Raw genomic sequence first — 17,255 nt, 5'->3', positions numbered from 1 at the left:
GTGAAAAGTGAAGATCATCATTCAAAAATTTGGCGGTACATCTGTTAAAGATGCAGAAAGCAGAACGTATGCTTTTCAACATATTAAAAAAGGTTTAGACAAAGGGTTTAAGATAGTAGTAGTGGTATCTGCTATGGGGAGAAAAGGTGATCCCTATGCAACTGATTCATTGCTATCGCTTGTGAATGGAAATGGAATGTACTTGGGAGATCGCGAGCAGGACTTGCTCTTATCTTGCGGTGAGATTATTTCAGCGGTTGTATTTACCAATATGCTCCTGGAAAAGGGAATTAAGGCTACTGCCTTAACTGGAGGACAGGCTGGATTTAGAACGAATAATGATTTTACAAATGCGAAAATAATGGAAATGAAGACTGATAGACTGATTGATGAACTTGAACAATCAGATGTCATCGTTGTCACTGGTTTTCAGGGGGTTGCTGAAAATGGAGATATAACAACGATCGGCCGTGGAGGCAGTGACACATCGGCAGCAGCCCTTGGAGCCGCATTAAAGGCTGAGTATGTTGATATATTCACGGATGTGGAAGGAATTATGACAGCAGACCCCCGCATTGCAGAACAAGCCAGACCACTGTCTGTAGTAACTTACACAGAGGTCTGTAATATGGCTTACCAGGGAGCTAAAGTTATTCATCCTCGAGCAGTCGAAATTGCCATGCAGGCTAAGGTTCCCTTAAGGATCCGTTCAACCTATTCTGAAGGGGAAGGAACGTTAGTGACAGGTCATCCGAAGCACCGACGCGGCAGTGATATCCAGGAACGACTTGTAACAGGTATTGCACATGTAAGCAATATCACTCAGATTAAAGTAAAAGCGAAAGAAGACCAGTATGATTTACAAGCTGAGGTCTTTACAGCAATGGCCAATTCGGGAATAAGTGTGGATTTTATCAATATTTATCCCAATGGTGCCGTATATACTGTCTCCAATCAGGACGCCGATAAGGCGGTTATGCTATTACAAGAATTAGGCTATGAGCCTCGTGTACAAGCAAACTGTGCCAAAGTATCTGTCGTTGGGGCAGGAATCACTGGAGTGCCTGGAGTCACCGCAAAAATTGTCACTCCATTATCCGAACGGGGCATACAGATTCTGCAATCGGCGGATAGCCATACAACTATATGGGTATTAGTTAAAGAACAAGATTTAGTTGAAGCGGTAAATGCTCTACATGAAGCGTTTAATCTCCATTTGCTAGATGAACATCTAATTGAATATAGAGAAATAGCGGAATAATAAAATTTAAGGATTGGAAGTGGTAGAATGGGTCTTTTTGGACGCGTGTCCACCGCAATGGTTACTCCTTTTGATAATAAAGGAAATATTGATTTTGGTAAGACAGCAAAGTTGATAGATTATTTAATTGAAACGGGAACAGATTCCTTGGTGATCTCAGGGACTACCGGTGAATCTCCAACTTTATCAACAGAAGAAAAAGTAGCTTTATTTGAATATGTTGTGAAGACTGTTAATAAACGCATACCAGTTATAGCTGGCACAGGCTCAAATAACACATATGCTTCCATTCATTTAACGAAAAAGGCAGAGGCTGCCGGTGTAGATGCGATCATGCTTGTAGCTCCTTATTATAATAAACCAAATCAGGAAGGGCTGTATCAGCACTTCAAGTCAGTGGCTGAAGCTACTTCACTACCTGTAATGGTCTATAATGTACCAGGCAGGACGGTAACAAATATCCATCCAGAAACAGTTATTCGCCTGGCGGAGGTTCCAAATATCGTCGCAGTCAAAGAGGCAAGCGGTGATTTAAATGCAATGACTAAAATCATTGCCAATACACCTGATGATTTCGAATTATACAGTGGAGATGACGGACTAACACTTCCGGTATTATCTATCGGTGGAGCGGGTGTTGTTTCCGTGGCTTCTCATATCATTGGACGTGACATCCAACAAATGATTGGTTATTTCTTTGAGGGAGAAATAGCTGAAGCAGCCAAAATGCACCAGAAGCTACTTCCTATGATTGAGGGGTTATTTATGGCACCTAGTCCGGCTCCTGTAAAAACAGCCTTGCAAATCAAGGGAATGAGCGTAGGATCTGTTCGATTACCTCTTGTTCCTTTAAATGAAGTTGAACGCAGCACATTGATCAATCTATTAAACATGCATAATTAAGTTTGTCTAATTTCTAAGTCTGGTGGAGAAAAGCCAATCTTATGCGATTGGCTTTTCTATTCTATTGAGCTATATATCATACATATTCAGGTTTATTTTTATTTTGATCGTATACTGGGAGATATAAAGATTTGACTGCTCATGGCAAAATAAAGAACTCTAGGTTGTAAGGGTAATAAAGATGTTTTTATTCAAAATAATGGCCTAAATCAGAATGGATAGATAATTTAAAAATGACTGTGTCAGTGGCATGCCACAGCACTATCGGTTATAATGGATTCAACTGGAAAATGGACGAGTAGTTGATAACAGGAGGAACAATAAATTGGTAAAACAAACTAGACAGAAAATTAAAGTGATAGCATTGGGAGGAGCAGGTGAAATCGGGAAGAATATGTATCTCGTTGAAGTGGACGAAGATATCTTTGTTCTTGATGCCGGTTTAATGTTCCCAGAGACTGAAATGCTTGGTATAGATGTTGTTATTCCGGACATCTCTTATCTTATTGAAAATAAAGAAAGAATACAGGGAATCTTTCTATCACATGGCCATGAGGACCATATTGGCGCATTGCCTTATATTATCGAAGAGCTGGATGCCCCTGTATACGGCACAAGATTAAGCATAGAATTAACGAAATCAAAAATCGCAGAAATAAATGATCAATTAAATGTTGATTTTGAAGTAATTGATTCAAATACTGCACTTCGTTTTTCCTCTGCACGTATTACATTTTTTAAAACAAACCACAGTATTCCTGATTCTGTTGGAATCTGTATTGAAACAAAAGAAGGAGCAATTGTTTACACCGGTGATTTTAAATTTGATCAGGCTGCACAAGGGCTCTATAAAGCCGAAATTGGCAAAATGGCAGCTATCGGTGAATCAGGAGTGCTTTGCCTTTTATCAGACAGTTCCGGAGCAGAACGCATTGGTTTTACGCCTTCAGAATCAACGGTTGCAAGACATATGTCTGATGAATTTTACAGTGCTAAGGGCAGAACAATCGTAGCTTGTTACGCTTCTAATATTAATGGTCTGCAGCAAGTGTTCAATGCTGCCTATGATAATCGTAAGAAAGTGGCAGTAGTCGGTAAATCCATGGAAAAAGTATTAGAGATTGCCCTGGAATTTAACTATTTGGATGTACATGAAGATGTCTTGATCCCAATCACTCAAATAGATGAATATGAGGATAAGGAAATCATCATCCTAGCAACGGGATTGCAGGGGGAACCATTTGAAGCACTTCAAAAAATGGCTAAGCATGGACATAAACAAGTAAATATTAAACAGGGTGATACGGTATTATTAGCAGCTAATCCAGTTCATGGCGGAGAGCTACTTATGTCCCGGACTATTGATTTGCTCTTTAGAGCGGGTGCTAAAGTGGTGGCTGGTAAAAATCAAATCCATGTTTCTGGCCACGGAAGCCAGGAAGAGCTAAAAATGATGTTGAACTTGATGAAGCCTAAGTACTTTATCCCAATTCAGGGCGATTATAAAATGCTTATTGCGCATATGCGCATTGCCAAATCGATTGGATTTGAGCAAAATCGTATCCATATTCCTGAAAATGGTGAAATCATTGAAATTACCAATGATTCAATTGAAAGTGCGGGTAAAGTAATAGCAGGGAATGTATTAATAGACGGAAGCGGTGTAGGTGATGTAGGGAATATTGTCTTGCGTGACCGCCGTTTATTATCACAGGATGGGATCCTTATTGTCGTTGTGACATTGAGCCGTTCAGATAAAAGTATCGTAGCTGGTCCTGAAATCATCTCTCGCGGATTTGTTTATGTCCGTGAATCAGAATCATTAATGGAACAATCGACAAATATAGTACGTGAGATTGTTATTAAGAACACGTCGAAAGATCATTTTGACTGGGCAGGTGTAAAACAGGAGGTCCGTGATAGTTTAAATCGTTATTTATTTGATAAAACAAAACGACGTCCAATGATTTTACCGATTATAATGGAAGTATAAAGCAGAAAAGTGGCTATCCATCGGATAGCCACTTTCTATATTCATCCTTTAAGGATAGGAAGAGTACGAATACTTATACTTTAAAAATGGAACCGATAGTCGGATTTTAGATAATTTGTTCATACGAATAAACTCTGTGAAGTTAGATCCCTATGAGGAATTGTTTTGGTTAACCAAAAATAAAAGTGGAAGAGTGATATAAATTGATTACATTTGAACAAGTAGTGGAAGAGAATCTATATATTGCGAAGGAAATGATTCATTCCAATACCTCAAACCTTGAACGGACAGATGGAAGATCGTCTATAGAAGGATTTGAATTTGAATTTGGATCATCAAACGAGAGTACTTTTTTGATAAAAGTGGAGGATACTTATATTGGGCTAACCCGGTATCAGGAAGAACCAGAGGAGAAGTTCGTGTCGATTAGCCTGTTCATCATTCATGCTGATTATCAAGGATTTGGGTATGGAACAACAGCATACTACGAATTAGAGGAAATATTTAAAAGAAAAGGATTCAAGAAAATTAGTTTGAATGATTGGAACGAAAACGAGAGAGTTAAACAGTTTTGGAAGAGGAATGGATTTTCATCTTTGGAAAAAATGATAAGTAATGGATAAGTTGTGGCTTGCTCCTGGAAAAGGTTTAGAAGAAGTCGAAGGCGGTTTTCAGGAAGTGCCCCATATAAAAGATAGACACCAATCTAACTTTTATATGGGGCACTTTTTATGGCTAAATAAATGCGGCAGCATTGAAGTGGTAAAACATTGTTTTTGAATCTGTAAAAAATTAATGTAAGGGTGCTCGTGTACATTTCTCTGTCAGACTAACCTTAGTTAGTATATCTTTAAGGTCAAAAACTGTATATGAAAAAAATAAAAAAATTAAAATGAAAGCGGTTTATTATCCTGAAAACGGGTATTATAGTAATAAGAAAGGAGGAAACAAAAAAGTTTAACACTTCAGGTGACTCAATCATATAGTGTTCGTTCCGAAATTGGAAAGCTTAAGAAATTCGTAATTGGTTTAAGTATTAAGCATGAACGATGTAAGATTTATTCCTGGAAAGCTATTTCTACAAAGGATTATGGGAATCTTAATCAAATGTGATACTGGGTTATATGCATTAGTTGAATAAAATGATTTTTAACTCAAATGGGGAAGGATTGAAGGACTGATTATACTGAATAGGTAAGGTTTTCAGGATAAAAAGTCTGAATATGCTTAACCAAAATCCTTTCATCGGATCTTTATCAGAAGGGTGGAGTTGATTGTTTGTTCTTGCTAATCATAAACCAAAAAAGGCAAGGTGATGGTCACAATTAGTTAGGAGAAGGAATTAGATAGTTCCCTTCCACATAATCTTGATTTTGAGAAATCGACAGGCAGGTATATGAGTAACCGAAAAACTGAATATAGGCAGTGTGTTTTGTAAGTGAAGTGAAAAGGTGTAAAGAAACCTTTATAAAAACGGAACAAACACACTTCAGCTGATAAAGTAAGGAAACAAGATGTACCGGGCAAGAAATAAAAGTCAGCTGATGCATGGTTGAGTCTCCTAAGGTGTTAAACTAGAATGTTTCTTCTGAAAAGAATCCTCGATAAGAGGATTCTTTTATTTACTTTAATCCTTTTTCCTAACGTCCTCGTTTGAATGGAAATCCGCCCTCTGTACATACTATAAAGAAGAGTTTTAAGAGGGGGATTTCAAATTGGATAAAAAGTTAGAGATACCAAATGATGAAAAGCCTGCTGGTGATAAAGCAGCCGCCGCCAGTGCGCTTGTAGATAAAATTCAATCTTTAGGTCAAACAAATATACCGCAAATGCCCAAGGACTCTACGATCCATTGTTTAACCATTATTGGGCAAATCGAGGGACATGTACAGTTGCCGCCTCAGAATAAGACAACAAAATATGAACATGTTATCCCGCAGCTTGTTGCAATTGAACAAAATCCTGATATAAAAGGTTTGTTGGTTATCTTAAACACGGTTGGTGGTGATGTTGAGGCTGGACTTGCCATGTCTGAGATGATAGCGTCTTTATCAAAACCAACAGTATCCATAGTTTTAGGAGGAGGTCATAGTATCGGTGTACCGATTGCTACCAGCTGTGATTATTCTTTTATAGCGGAAACAGCTACAATGACCATTCATCCCATTCGTTTAACTGGATTGGTCATTGGAGTCCCACAGACATTTGAATACTTGGATAAAATGCAGGATCGAGTTATAAATTTTGTGGTTAAACACTCTGATATTAGTGAAGACACATTTAAGGATTTAATGTTTGCAAGAGGAAATCTCGCAAGGGATATCGGAACAAATGTAGTAGGAGATAATGCAGTTGAAACAGGTTTGATTAATGAGGTCGGTGGAATCGGTGCAGCGATTGCTAAACTAAATGAAATGATTAGAGAATCCGACGACTCAATGAAAGGAAAACAATAATGACGTATTATACGATATTGCCTTTTGAAACCCTTATTAATGATGAATTATATCAAGCAGGCCCTGAAATGTTTAAAAAGGATGGCATCCCGTTTATTGGAGAAAGGTTACCTAATGGGGCTGTTAAGGTTAATCGGATTATCAGCACGGATCCCAATGATTACTTATCTGAAACACTTGCACCCGGTGCTGTAATAATCAACCTTCAATAGCGGTCAGTATCCCATATATATGCTATAATAAGGGGGAACGAGGTAAAGGCAGCCAAGTCGGCTGCTTTCTTTTCGTTTTTAATTCTATATGAAATACGGGTGGTCGAATGAGTAAGAAAAAAAAGAAGTCTCGTTCCAGAAAAGGTAACCAAATAAAATCGACATTAAAATATGAAATATCAGGATTGGCGATATTTGGTTTTTCTGCAATTGCGATGGCAAAGCTTGGTGCTGTGGGCACTTCATTCGTGTTTCTTTCAAGGTTTTTTATGGGTGAATGGTATATTTTACTTTTGTTAGGCTTAATGGCCTTCGGTGTTTTCTTAATGTGGAAAAGAGAAATTCCATTCTTCTTTAGAAGGCAGCTGGTCGGTATATATTTCATTATTTTTGCTATATTACTCTCTTCTCATATTATTTTATTCGAGCATTTATCCTCTCATAACGGATTTGTGCAGCCAAGTGTGATCTTAAATACTTGGGAAATCTTTTGGATGGAATTAGATGGAACAGCCAGTACAACAGACCTTGGTGGCGGGATGATTGGTGCTATTCTATATGCAGTATTCCATTTTTTATTCGCAGATGCTGGCAGTAAATTTGTTTCATTTTTGTTGATCATTGCAGGGTTAATTTTGATAACAGGTAAAGGATTAAATGAATCAATCGGCAAAATAGTGGGTTCGATCGGCAGGTTTATCGCCGGTCAGTGGACAGCATTTATGAAAGATATACGCGAACCTAAGACTGTGAAGAATAAAAATAAAAAACAAAAGGTGAAGAGTGACGGTGAAACTGTACAAACTTCGCCTAAATTAGAGGAGCCTAGTGTAGCTTTTGAAAATGAAGATACACTTGAAGAACGAATTATCTCGAACTTTGCTGATCGCGCTTATTCGGATAAGGAGTCCGATGAAAAGAAAAGTAATGACCAGGTCTTGAAACCGGAGGATACGGAAGTAATCCCTGATCCGGTGCCGCATATGAATTTTACAGAAGTAGAAAATGTGGACTATAAACTGCCTAAAGTCTCCTTGTTGAAGTCACCAAAAAAGACAGATCAAAGTGGAGAATATGAACTAATACATACTAATGCAGAAAAATTAGAGAGTACATTTAAAAGCTTTGGAGTTAAAGCAAGAGTGACTCAGGTACATTTAGGACCTGCTGTTACGAAATATGAGGTTCACCCCGATGTTGGTGTAAAGGTTAGTAAAATTGTATCTTTATCAGATGATTTGGCACTTGCATTAGCTGCGAAGGATATACGGATAGAAGCTCCAATTCCAGGTAAATCAGCAATTGGGATAGAAGTCCCGAATTCAGATGTGGCAGTAGTTTCTTTAAGAGAAGTACTTGAAGTACAGCCATCTGAAAAAAGCGGCTCAAAATTATTAATTGCTTTAGGAAGAGATATATCTGGAGAAGCTGTTTCAGCTGAACTAAACAAAATGCCCCACTTACTAGTAGCAGGAGCTACAGGAAGCGGAAAAAGTGTCTGTATTAACGGGATTATAACAAGTGTACTAATGAGAGCGAAGCCACATGAAGTAAAAATGATGATGATTGATCCAAAAATGGTGGAATTAAATGTTTATAATGGCATCCCCCATTTATTGGCTCCGGTTGTTACAGATCCGAAAAAAGCTGCCCAGGCATTAAAGAAAGTTGTCATGGAAATGGAAAGACGTTATGAGCTGTTCTCTCATTCCGGAACACGGAATATTGAGGGATATAATGACTTAGTGACGAGACAAAATATTGAAGAAGGCGAGAAAAATCCTTTATTGCCGTATATCATCGTCATTGTGGATGAGTTGGCAGACTTAATGATGGTTGCTTCAAGTGAAGTGGAAGACGCCATAACGAGACTTGCACAAATGGCAAGGGCTGCAGGGATCCATTTAATTATTGCCACGCAGCGGCCATCTGTAGACGTTATTACAGGAGTTATAAAAGCCAACATTCCTTCCCGGATTGCTTTTAGTGTTTCCTCCCAAATTGATTCAAGAACTATATTGGATATGGGTGGTGCAGAAAAGCTTCTTGGCCGCGGAGATATGTTATTCCTTCCTGTAGGTGCATCAAAACCAGTGCGGGTACAAGGAGCCTTTTTATCTGATCAGGAAGTTGAAGATGTAGTGAACTTCGTTATTTCTCAACAAAAAGCCCAATACCAAGAGAATATGATACCGGATGAAGTACCGGAAAATGTAAGTGTATCAACAGATGATTTATATGATGATGCGGTCAAGTTGATTGCCGAAATGCAAACAGCTTCTGTTTCAATGCTACAGAGGCGGTTCAGAATTGGGTATACCAGGGCTGCACGTTTAATTGATGAGATGGAAGCACGCGGGGTTGTCGGTCCTTATGAAGGAAGTAAACCAAGAACTGTTTTAGTCCCTAAAGATTATGATCAGGCAAGTAATTCGTAAATAGAGCAGCGTAGGTGTCTCACCCTAAAAGTTAGTTTTGACTCTAACTTTTAGCGGTCATTACCTAAGCTGCTCTATTTTTTAATTTAATTTAGATGTTATGGATATAAAGTTATAAATATCGTATTCGCCATTCATCAATTTTGGCTTGAAATAAATTCAGTTTAATAGCATAGCATAATTTATGGCTAATAAGGAAATAAGATATACTAATATAGTATTATTTGTATGATATAAATGTTCGAAAAATATAAACATTTCTTCCGGTATTAAGCATTATTTAGCGTTAAATGTTGATATAAAGCGGTTTTAATAAATGTTTTTATAAGGGTCAATCTTATCGGAAAAGATATCACAAATAATATATTAGAATATCTATTTATTTTTGCTAAAAACCATGTTAAATTATGAAAAGGTCAGGAATCGTATTTAGAATAGCCTATTGAATAACTTATTGGAAAATCAGTGTATCTTCTCGGAAAAGGTCTGATCATGCAGTTTTAGAATTACATATACAACAGCTGAAGGTTTTACAATCCGCTTTTTCTAATGCATACCTTGATGAAGATAGCTTGATAGCTCCATGTGATCTTATTCAGACAGATATTTCTGCGTAAAAGGAAGTAAAGAAGCTCATACTATATGGAGCACTGACTAAATACTTTTTGGGGGTTTTTATGTTGAAAAAAGGTAAATTTGGACTGGCGTTGTCTCTTCTTTTAGCTGCAGGAACTATACTTGGTGCCTGTGGAAATAAAGAAGAAACAAATGATGGTGGTTCGAACAAAAATAATTTCACCGTAGCTATGGTTAGTGACACGGGTGGGATTGATGACAAATCATTCAACCAATCTGCATGGGAAGGTATACAGGAATTTGGGAAAGAGAATGGTTTGGAGAAAGGTAAAGATGGCTATAACTACTTGCAATCTGAATCTGACGCAGATTACACAACAAACTTGAACCAATTAGTACGCCAAAACTTTAATTTAATATATGGTATTGGTTTTACAATGGAAGAAGCAATTAAAGAGGCGGCCGAGCAAAATCCTGATTCACAATTTGCTATCGTTGACGCAGTAGTAGAGGCTGATAACGTAGCCAGCATCACATTTAAGGAGCATGAAGGATCATTTTTGGTAGGTGTGATTGCTGGGTTGCAAACAAAATCTAATAAAATTGGTTTTGTTGGTGGAGTTGAGAATCCGCTAATTCAAAAATTTGAAAAAGGTTTTATTGCCGGAGTAAAAACAGTTAACCCAAATGCTGAGGTACAAGTAAAGTACACAGGAAGTTTCAGTGATGCATCTCTAGGTAAAGCAACGGCGTCAGCTATGTATAAATCTGGTATTGATGTCATTTACCATGCAGCAGGAAATGGCGGCAAGGGGATTTTCACAGAGGCAAAAAATATAAAGAAAAATAATCCTGAAAAAGAAGTATGGGTAATTGGTGTTGACAAAGACCAAGCATCTGAAGGCGAAATTGGTGGAACAGATATGAATGTTACGCTAACTTCCATGGTTAAACGTGTTGACTTGGCTGTTCAGGAAATCTCTAAACGAGCAATGGACGGTGACTTCCCTGGAGGAGAAAACGTTGAGTTTGGCCTTGAAGATAATGGTGTTGATATCGCACCGACAACAGATAACTTATCTGAAGAAATGATTAAGACAGTCAACGATTACAAAGAAAAAATCAAGAATGGTGACATTAAAGTACCATCTACTCAAAAAGAACTTGATGCATTCGTAAAATAAGGCAAAGGGATAAGGACTTTAGTCCTTATCCCTTTGTATCTACAGACATGATTAAGAAGTCGATTTCTCCTATGTAGGAACTTGATGATAGAGGAAGGGCAAGTACTTGAACGGAGAAAGCTATAAAAAATCATGGGACGAAAATAGCAGAGATCAATCAAAAAGTTTTGAAGAAAAAGTAGATTTGGCTATATGCACATACTAGTGAATTTTGCTAGGAAATTCTTTTTAACAGAATATTGATAATATATAAACATTTCGTGTAGGAAAAAAGACATATATGTTGAAATAACCAGATATAGCACGGTTTTTAAACGATAATATTGGTAAAAAACGGATAAGGCAACGCTTACAAAAAATGATAATTTTGTGAATACCTATTTATTTCTTTGGAAATACATGATAAATTATGAGTGGTTAGTAGATTACATCAATAGAATGAGAAATGGAGTTTCTTGGGGGAAAAGAGTATGCCGATCAGACAAGACAACCGACAATTATATCTGCAAGTAATCGACAAGATTAGACAGGACATAAGAACCGGTGTCTATAAAGAGCATGAAAAATTGCCATCTGAGTCTGTATGGGCCAAATTACTCGGTGTGAGCAGAGCGACATTAAGGGAAGCACTCAGAATTTTGGAAGAAGATAATTTAATTACACGCAGGCATGGGGTAGGTACTTTTGTGAATTCCACTCCTGTATTCTCTTCGGGAATTGAACAATTAAAGAGTGTGACAGATATGATCCGCGAAGCCAACATGAAACCAGGTACGATTTTTTTAAACTCATTCATAGAGCGTGCAACGGAAGAAGATATGCGAAGGTTTGACTGTCAAATTGAGGATCAGTTTTTAGTAATCGAGCGAGTCAGAACCGCTAATGGAGAACCTGTCGTTTATTGTTTGGACAAGATACCCGTACGTGTGTTACCAGATCCGTCTCTTTACCAAGAGGAATCATTACTTCATGTCTTGGAAAAAAATGCGGGTATACAAATTACATACGCTGTGGCTGATATTGAACCACATGGTTATCACGAGAAGATTTCTCCTATTTTAAATTGCAAATCGGACACTGCTCTGCTTTTACTTAAACAAACTCACTATGATAGTAAGGACAAACCATATCTTTACTCGGCCAACTTCTTTAAAGCGGATACATTTCGCTTTCATATTTTGCGCAAAAGAATATAATTCATGCGCAAAAAAGAGACCTACTGCCAAAAAACTATAGGGGGTTAAGACCTTGAAGAAGCGCAAATTAGGTTTGGCATTGTCACTTGTTCTGGCTGCGGGCACAATCATGGGGGCTTGCGGAAATAAAGAAGAGACGAAAAGCGGCGGTGAAAGTAACAGCAAGGATAATTTCACAATTGCTATGGTAACGGATACAGGCGGAGTTGATGATAAATCTTTTAACCAATCTGCTTGGGTAGGTATACAACAATTCGGGAAAGATAACAATCTTGAAAAAGGCAAAAATGGTTACGATTACCTTCAGTCCAAATCTGATGCTGATTACACTACTAACTTGAATCAGCTAGTTCGCCAAAAATTTGACCTTATTTATGGGGTAGGTTTCTTACTATCTGACTCTATTACAGAAGTTGCCGAGCAAAATCCTAAGAGCCAATTCGCGTTAATTGACGCTGTTGTAGAAGGTGATAACGTGGCAAGTATCACATTCAAAGAGCATGAAGGCTCCTTCTTGGTGGGTGTAGTTGCCGCGATGCAAACAAAAACCAATAAAATAGGTTTTATTGGTGGAGTCGAAAGTGAACTTATAAAAAAATTCGAAACCGGATTTATTGCCGGTGTTAAATCAGTAAAACCTGATGCAGATGTCCAGGTTAAATATGCTGGTGATTTTAATAAAGCGGATATTGGCAAAGCAACTGCACAAGCAATGTATAAATCCGGTACTGATATTATCTATCATGCTGCCGGCGGTACAGGTAAAGGTGTATTTACAGAAGCAGTTAACATTACGAAAAATGATCCAAGCAAAGAAATCTGGGTTATAGGGGTTGACTCTGATCAAGCTGCCTTAGGTGATGTTCCAGGTACAGATAAAAACATTACATTAACATCCATGATTAAACGAGTTGATTTAGCTGTTCAGGAAGTATCCACTCTTGCAAAAGACGGAAAATTCCCTGGTGGAGAAAATGTTGAATTTGGTCTGGAAAATGACGCAGTAGATATTGCACCTTCACAAGAAAACTTGTCAGAAGAAATTCTAACAAAAGTTGCTGAATATAAAGAAAAAATCAAGAGTGGAGAGATTAAAGTACCATCCACTCGTGAAGATTTAAAAACATTCTTGAAAAAATAAGCCATTCTTAAGTAAGGGATGAGGATTACATTTCTTATCCCTTACAATTTACCCGGGCCTATGTCAGTCTGACATCAGACCTCTGAGCAATATGGTAAAGGAAAGGTTGCACAATAAGATTGGCAACTTTTCTTTTGTCATCTTACTTATGAATTTTCTCTGGAAAAGGAGTGAAAAACTGTGGACTATGTTATTGAGATGTTGCACATCCGTAAAGAGTTCCCAGGCATCGTAGCAAATGATGATATTACCTTACAATTAAAAAAAGGTGAGATTCATGCGTTGTTGGGGGAAAATGGTGCAGGGAAATCCACGTTAATGAATGTTTTGTTCGGTCTTTACCAGCCAGAACAAGGAGAAATCCGTGTAAATGGTAAGGAAGTAAAAATTACAAGCCCAAATATTGCAAATGACTTGGGCATAGGAATGGTGCATCAGCATTTCATGCTTGTTGATACGTTCACAGTAACCGAAAATATTATTCTTGGTAAGGAGCCTACCAAAGGTGGATCAATTGATTTAAAAGAGGCTGCGCAAGAAGTTAGACAGCTATCTGAGCGATATGGTTTGAAAATTGACCCCGATGCCAAGATATCTGATATTTCAGTAGGTATGCAGCAGAGGGTTGAAATACTTAAAACGCTGTACCGTGGAGCCGATATTCTTATTTTTGATGAACCTACAGCCGTATTAACACCACAGGAAATCAAGGAGTTAATACAAATTATGCAAAATCTGATAGCTGAAGGTAAATCAATTATCCTGATTACCCACAAACTGAAAGAGATTATGGAAGTTTGTGACCGTTGTACTGTTATACGCAAAGGTAAAGGAATTGGCACCGTAAATGTCAGCGAAACAAACCCAAATGAATTGGCTAGTTTAATGGTAGGCCGTGAAGTCGTTTTTACAACTGAAAAACAGGATGCAAACCCAGGTAAAGATGTATTAAATATACATGATCTGGTTGTAAAGGATTCCCGTGGAGTTGAAGCTATTCGTAAGCTTAATCTGTCTGTTCGTGCAGGTGAAATCTTAGGGATTGCAGGTGTAGATGGAAACGGGCAAACGGAGTTAATTGAAGCAATCACAGGCCTAAAAAAATCGGAATCCGGTACAATCTTGATAAATGGGGCTGAAATACAAAGAAAAAAACCAAGGAAAATCACGGAAACCGGAATTGGGCATATCCCTCAGGATCGACATAAATACGGTCTTGTACTTGATTATTCAATTGGTGAAAATATGGTTTTGCAAACCTATTATCAGCAACCGTTTTCAAAATGGGGAGTCTTAAATAATAAAAATATCTTTAATAAGGCTCGTAAGCTAATTGAAGAGTTTGATGTACGTACTCCAAGTGAGTATACTCCTGCCAGAGCTTTATCTGGAGGAAACCAGCAGAAAGCTATAATTGCCCGTGAAATAGATCGTAATCCCGATCTACTAATTGCGGCCCAGCCAACAAGGGGCCTTGATGTAGGGGCTATTGAGTTCATTCACAGACGTTTGATTGAGCAACGTGATCAAGGGAAAGCTGTATTGCTTATATCATTTGAGCTTGATGAAATTTTAAATGTAAGTGACCGTATTGCTGTTATATATGAAGGTTCTATTGTTGCAATTGTTGATCCTAAGAAAACGACTGAACAGGAACTGGGATTATTAATGGCAGGAAGTAAGGTTAAGGAAGCGGGGAATGAGGCTAATGTATAAAAAATTATCGAATTTATTAATCCCTGTTATAGCTGTCTTGCTTGGTTTAATCGCGGGTGCTATCGTGATGTGGGCCAGTGGCTATGATCCGATAGCCGGTTATGGAGCCTTATGGAATGGAATTTTTATGGATTCCTATGCAATAGGTGAGACGATTCGTCAGGTCAGCCCTTATATATTGGCAGGTTTAGCGGTTGCCTTTGCGTTCAGGACAGGACTTTTTAATATTGGTGTTGAAGGCCAGTTTTTAATGGGATGGTTAGGTGCTGTATGGATTGGTACACTTTTCACTGACTTACCTAAAATCATCCATTTACCGCTTGCTGTAATTGTTGCTGCAATAGCCGGTGCTTTATGGGCATTCATTCCTGGTCTATTAAAAGCTAAATTCCGAGTCCATGAAGTTATTACAACGATAATGATGAACTATATTTCACTACATGTTGTTAATTATATTATCTCTTATGGTCTAACAGATAACATGGATAAAACAGAAAAGATTGCACCATCAGCATCTTTCCGTTCAGACTTTTTAGCAGAGATGACGATGAACTCGAGATTGCACTGGGGGATCGCGGTTGCCATTGCCGGAGCAATCATCATGTGGTTTTTATTAGAGAAAACAACAAGAGGCTACGAATTAAAAGCTGTTGGGTTCAATCAGCATGCTTCTAAATATGCAGGTATCAGTGTTGATCGAAATATTGTATATGCCATGCTGATTTCCGGTGCTTTTGCTGGTCTTGCTGGAGCTATGGAAGGCTTGGGGACATTTGAATATATTGGTGTAAAAGGAGCACATACTGGAGTTGGTTTTGATGGAATCGCAGTAGCGCTGCTTGGTGCTAATACAGCGATTGGTGTTGTGCTTGCTGCTTTCTTATTTGGTGGATTGAAATATGGTTCATTGAATATGCCAATGGAAACTGGAATACCAACTGAAATTATTGATGTAGTTATCGCTTTAATTATTTTCTTTGTTGCATCCAGCTATATTATTCGTCTCGTACTGAGAAAGTTTAGCAAGAAAAAGGGGGTGGAATAAGTGAGTTTTATAGAGATACTAGCGATACTTGTTCCATCTACACTTGTATACGCCTCACCACTAATTTTAACTGCCCTCGGTGGAGTGTTTTCTGAGCGTTCTGGTGTAGTAAATATTGGGTTGGAAGGTTTAATGGTAGTTGGTGCTTTTACGAGTATTATATTCAACTTATCATTCGCGGATACATTTGGTGGATGGACTCCTTGGATTTCATTAGTTGTTGCCATGGTAGTAGGCGGAATCTTTTCACTATTGCATGCAGTAGCATCCATATCCTTCCGGGCTGACCAAACAGTCAGTGGTGTAGCCATTAACATGTTGGCACTCGGAGCTTGTATGTTCCTTGTAAAATTAGTATACGGTAAAGGACAAACAGAAAAAATTTCCGAACCATTTTACAGCGTTGAAATACCGGTACTGAGTGATATCCCTGTATTGGGTAAAATTCTATTCTCAGATTTGCACTATACCTCAATCCTAGCTATCATCGTTGCGGTGATTTGCTGGTACGTAATCTATAAAACACCATTTGGTCTGCGTCTTCGTTCAGTTGGTGAGCATCCAATGGCCGCTGACACAATGGGGATTAACGTCAATAGAATGCGCTATATTGGAGTAATTTTAAGTGGGATTTTAGGAGCATTGGGTGGAGCGATCTATGCTTCAACGATTGCTTTAGATTTTACACATGCGACAATCTCCGGACAAGGGTTCATGGCGATAGCCGCTATGATCTTTGGAAAATGGCATCCAATCGGAGCCATGGGGGCAGCATTATTCTTTGGATTTGCACAATGTTTAAGTATTGTAAGCTCAATGCTTCCATTCTTTAGTGACATTCCAAATGTTTATATGTTGATCTTGCCGTATGTATTAACAATATTGGCTTTAACAGGATTTATTGGACGTGCCGATGCACCAAAAGCATCCGGAACACCATATATCAAAGGAAAACGATAAAAAAATAAATTTATCAGGTTTTTCATAAGAGACAAGTGCTGGTTCACGCAGCACTTGTCTTTTTTTATCAAATAGAATACCGCACAAGTGAATCTGCATCTATCTCTGCATTACAATTTGAAAAGATCAGAATAGGGACAGGGTCAGTTCCTTGATTTACCTTCCATTTAACCT

At 38.1% G+C, this 17,255-nt stretch carries 14 protein-coding genes; all 14 read left to right on the top strand.

The genetic code is table 11. The annotated features are described in order from the left end of the window. The first annotated feature begins 7 nt into the window (after window positions 1-7). The 14 genes from dapG (at window position 8) to AC58NB_RS03135 (ending at window position 17,081) form a co-directional block, all read left to right on the top strand. Entirely contained in the window at window positions 8-1,261 is a 1,254-nt protein-coding gene (gene dapG, locus AC58NB_RS03200) for an aspartate kinase (protein WP_497425374.1), read from the top strand. 27 nt (window positions 1,262-1,288) lie between these two features. Next, complete coding sequence (gene dapA, locus AC58NB_RS03195; RefSeq protein ID WP_497425373.1) at window positions 1,289-2,164, top strand: 4-hydroxy-tetrahydrodipicolinate synthase; 876 nt, start codon at window positions 1,289-1,291, stop codon at window positions 2,162-2,164. Window positions 2,165-2,489: 325 nt separating this feature from the next. Further along, window positions 2,490-4,157 (top strand): ribonuclease J, encoded by a 1,668-nt coding sequence (locus AC58NB_RS03190; RefSeq protein WP_497425372.1) that lies wholly within the window; start codon window positions 2,490-2,492, stop codon window positions 4,155-4,157. A 203-nt stretch (window positions 4,158-4,360) separates the two neighbouring features. Beyond that, entirely contained in the window at window positions 4,361-4,780 is a 420-nt protein-coding gene (locus AC58NB_RS03185; protein WP_497425371.1) for a GNAT family N-acetyltransferase, read from the top strand. Next, window positions 4,773-4,937, top strand: a complete 165-nt coding sequence (locus AC58NB_RS03180) for a hypothetical protein (RefSeq protein WP_497425370.1) — start codon at window positions 4,773-4,775, stop codon at window positions 4,935-4,937. Before AC58NB_RS03185 ends, AC58NB_RS03180 begins: the two co-directional genes overlap by 8 nt. A gap of 953 nt (window positions 4,938-5,890) precedes the next feature. Next, the gene (locus AC58NB_RS03175; protein ID WP_497425543.1) at window positions 5,891-6,613 is read left to right on the top strand and encodes a ClpP family protease; all 723 of its coding nucleotides are present in this window, start codon (window positions 5,891-5,893) and stop codon (window positions 6,611-6,613) included. Continuing rightward, window positions 6,613-6,825, top strand: coding sequence for a YlzJ-like family protein (locus tag AC58NB_RS03170; protein ID WP_497425369.1), 213 nt, complete (start codon window positions 6,613-6,615; stop codon window positions 6,823-6,825). Before AC58NB_RS03175 ends, AC58NB_RS03170 begins: the two co-directional genes overlap by 1 nt. Window positions 6,826-6,932: 107 nt before the next feature. Continuing rightward, on the top strand, window positions 6,933-9,263 hold the full coding sequence (locus AC58NB_RS03165) for a DNA translocase FtsK (protein ID WP_497425368.1): 2,331 nt from the start codon (window positions 6,933-6,935) through the stop codon (window positions 9,261-9,263). Between the two features lie 680 nt (window positions 9,264-9,943). Continuing rightward, entirely contained in the window at window positions 9,944-11,023 is a 1,080-nt protein-coding gene (locus tag AC58NB_RS03160; protein WP_497425367.1) for a BMP family lipoprotein, read from the top strand. A 470-nt stretch (window positions 11,024-11,493) separates the two neighbouring features. After that, window positions 11,494-12,219 carry a GntR family transcriptional regulator gene (locus AC58NB_RS03155; protein ID WP_497425366.1) on the top strand — a complete coding sequence of 242 codons (726 nt, stop codon included), beginning with the start codon at window positions 11,494-11,496 and terminating at the stop codon, window positions 12,217-12,219. Between the two features lie 52 nt (window positions 12,220-12,271). After that, window positions 12,272-13,360: a BMP family lipoprotein gene (locus tag AC58NB_RS03150; protein ID WP_497425365.1), complete on the top strand. Its 1,089-nt coding sequence runs from the start codon at window positions 12,272-12,274 to the stop codon at window positions 13,358-13,360. Between the two features lie 180 nt (window positions 13,361-13,540). Beyond that, the gene (locus tag AC58NB_RS03145; protein ID WP_497425364.1) at window positions 13,541-15,076 is read left to right on the top strand and encodes an ABC transporter ATP-binding protein; all 1,536 of its coding nucleotides are present in this window, start codon (window positions 13,541-13,543) and stop codon (window positions 15,074-15,076) included. Beyond that, complete coding sequence (locus tag AC58NB_RS03140; RefSeq protein ID WP_497425363.1) at window positions 15,069-16,121, top strand: ABC transporter permease; 1,053 nt, start codon at window positions 15,069-15,071, stop codon at window positions 16,119-16,121. The genes AC58NB_RS03145 and AC58NB_RS03140 overlap by 8 nt, the downstream gene beginning before the upstream one ends. Next, entirely contained in the window at window positions 16,122-17,081 is a 960-nt protein-coding gene (locus tag AC58NB_RS03135) for an ABC transporter permease (protein ID WP_497425362.1), read from the top strand. It abuts the gene before it with no gap. The last annotated feature ends 174 nt before the right edge of the window (window positions 17,082-17,255 follow it).

This window comes from Pradoshia sp. TA40_28, from assembly GCF_059694525.1.
This window is presented reverse-complemented; position numbering and strand designations above follow the sequence as displayed.

Excerpts from the sequence above, each read along its gene's own strand:
- dapA (WP_497425373.1), top strand. The coding sequence starts at position 1,289 with ATGGGTCTTTTTGGACGCGTGTCCACCGCAATGGTTACTCCTTTTGAT.
- AC58NB_RS03165 (WP_497425368.1), top strand. The coding sequence starts at position 6,933 with ATGAGTAAGAAAAAAAAGAAGTCTCGTTCCAGAAAAGGTAACCAAATA.
- AC58NB_RS03170 (WP_497425369.1), top strand. The coding sequence starts at position 6,613 with ATGACGTATTATACGATATTGCCTTTTGAAACCCTTATTAATGATGAA.
- AC58NB_RS03155 (WP_497425366.1), top strand. The coding sequence starts at position 11,494 with ATGCCGATCAGACAAGACAACCGACAATTATATCTGCAAGTAATCGAC.
- AC58NB_RS03180 (WP_497425370.1), top strand. The coding sequence starts at position 4,773 with ATGGATAAGTTGTGGCTTGCTCCTGGAAAAGGTTTAGAAGAAGTCGAA.
- AC58NB_RS03140 (WP_497425363.1), top strand. The coding sequence starts at position 15,069 with ATGTATAAAAAATTATCGAATTTATTAATCCCTGTTATAGCTGTCTTG.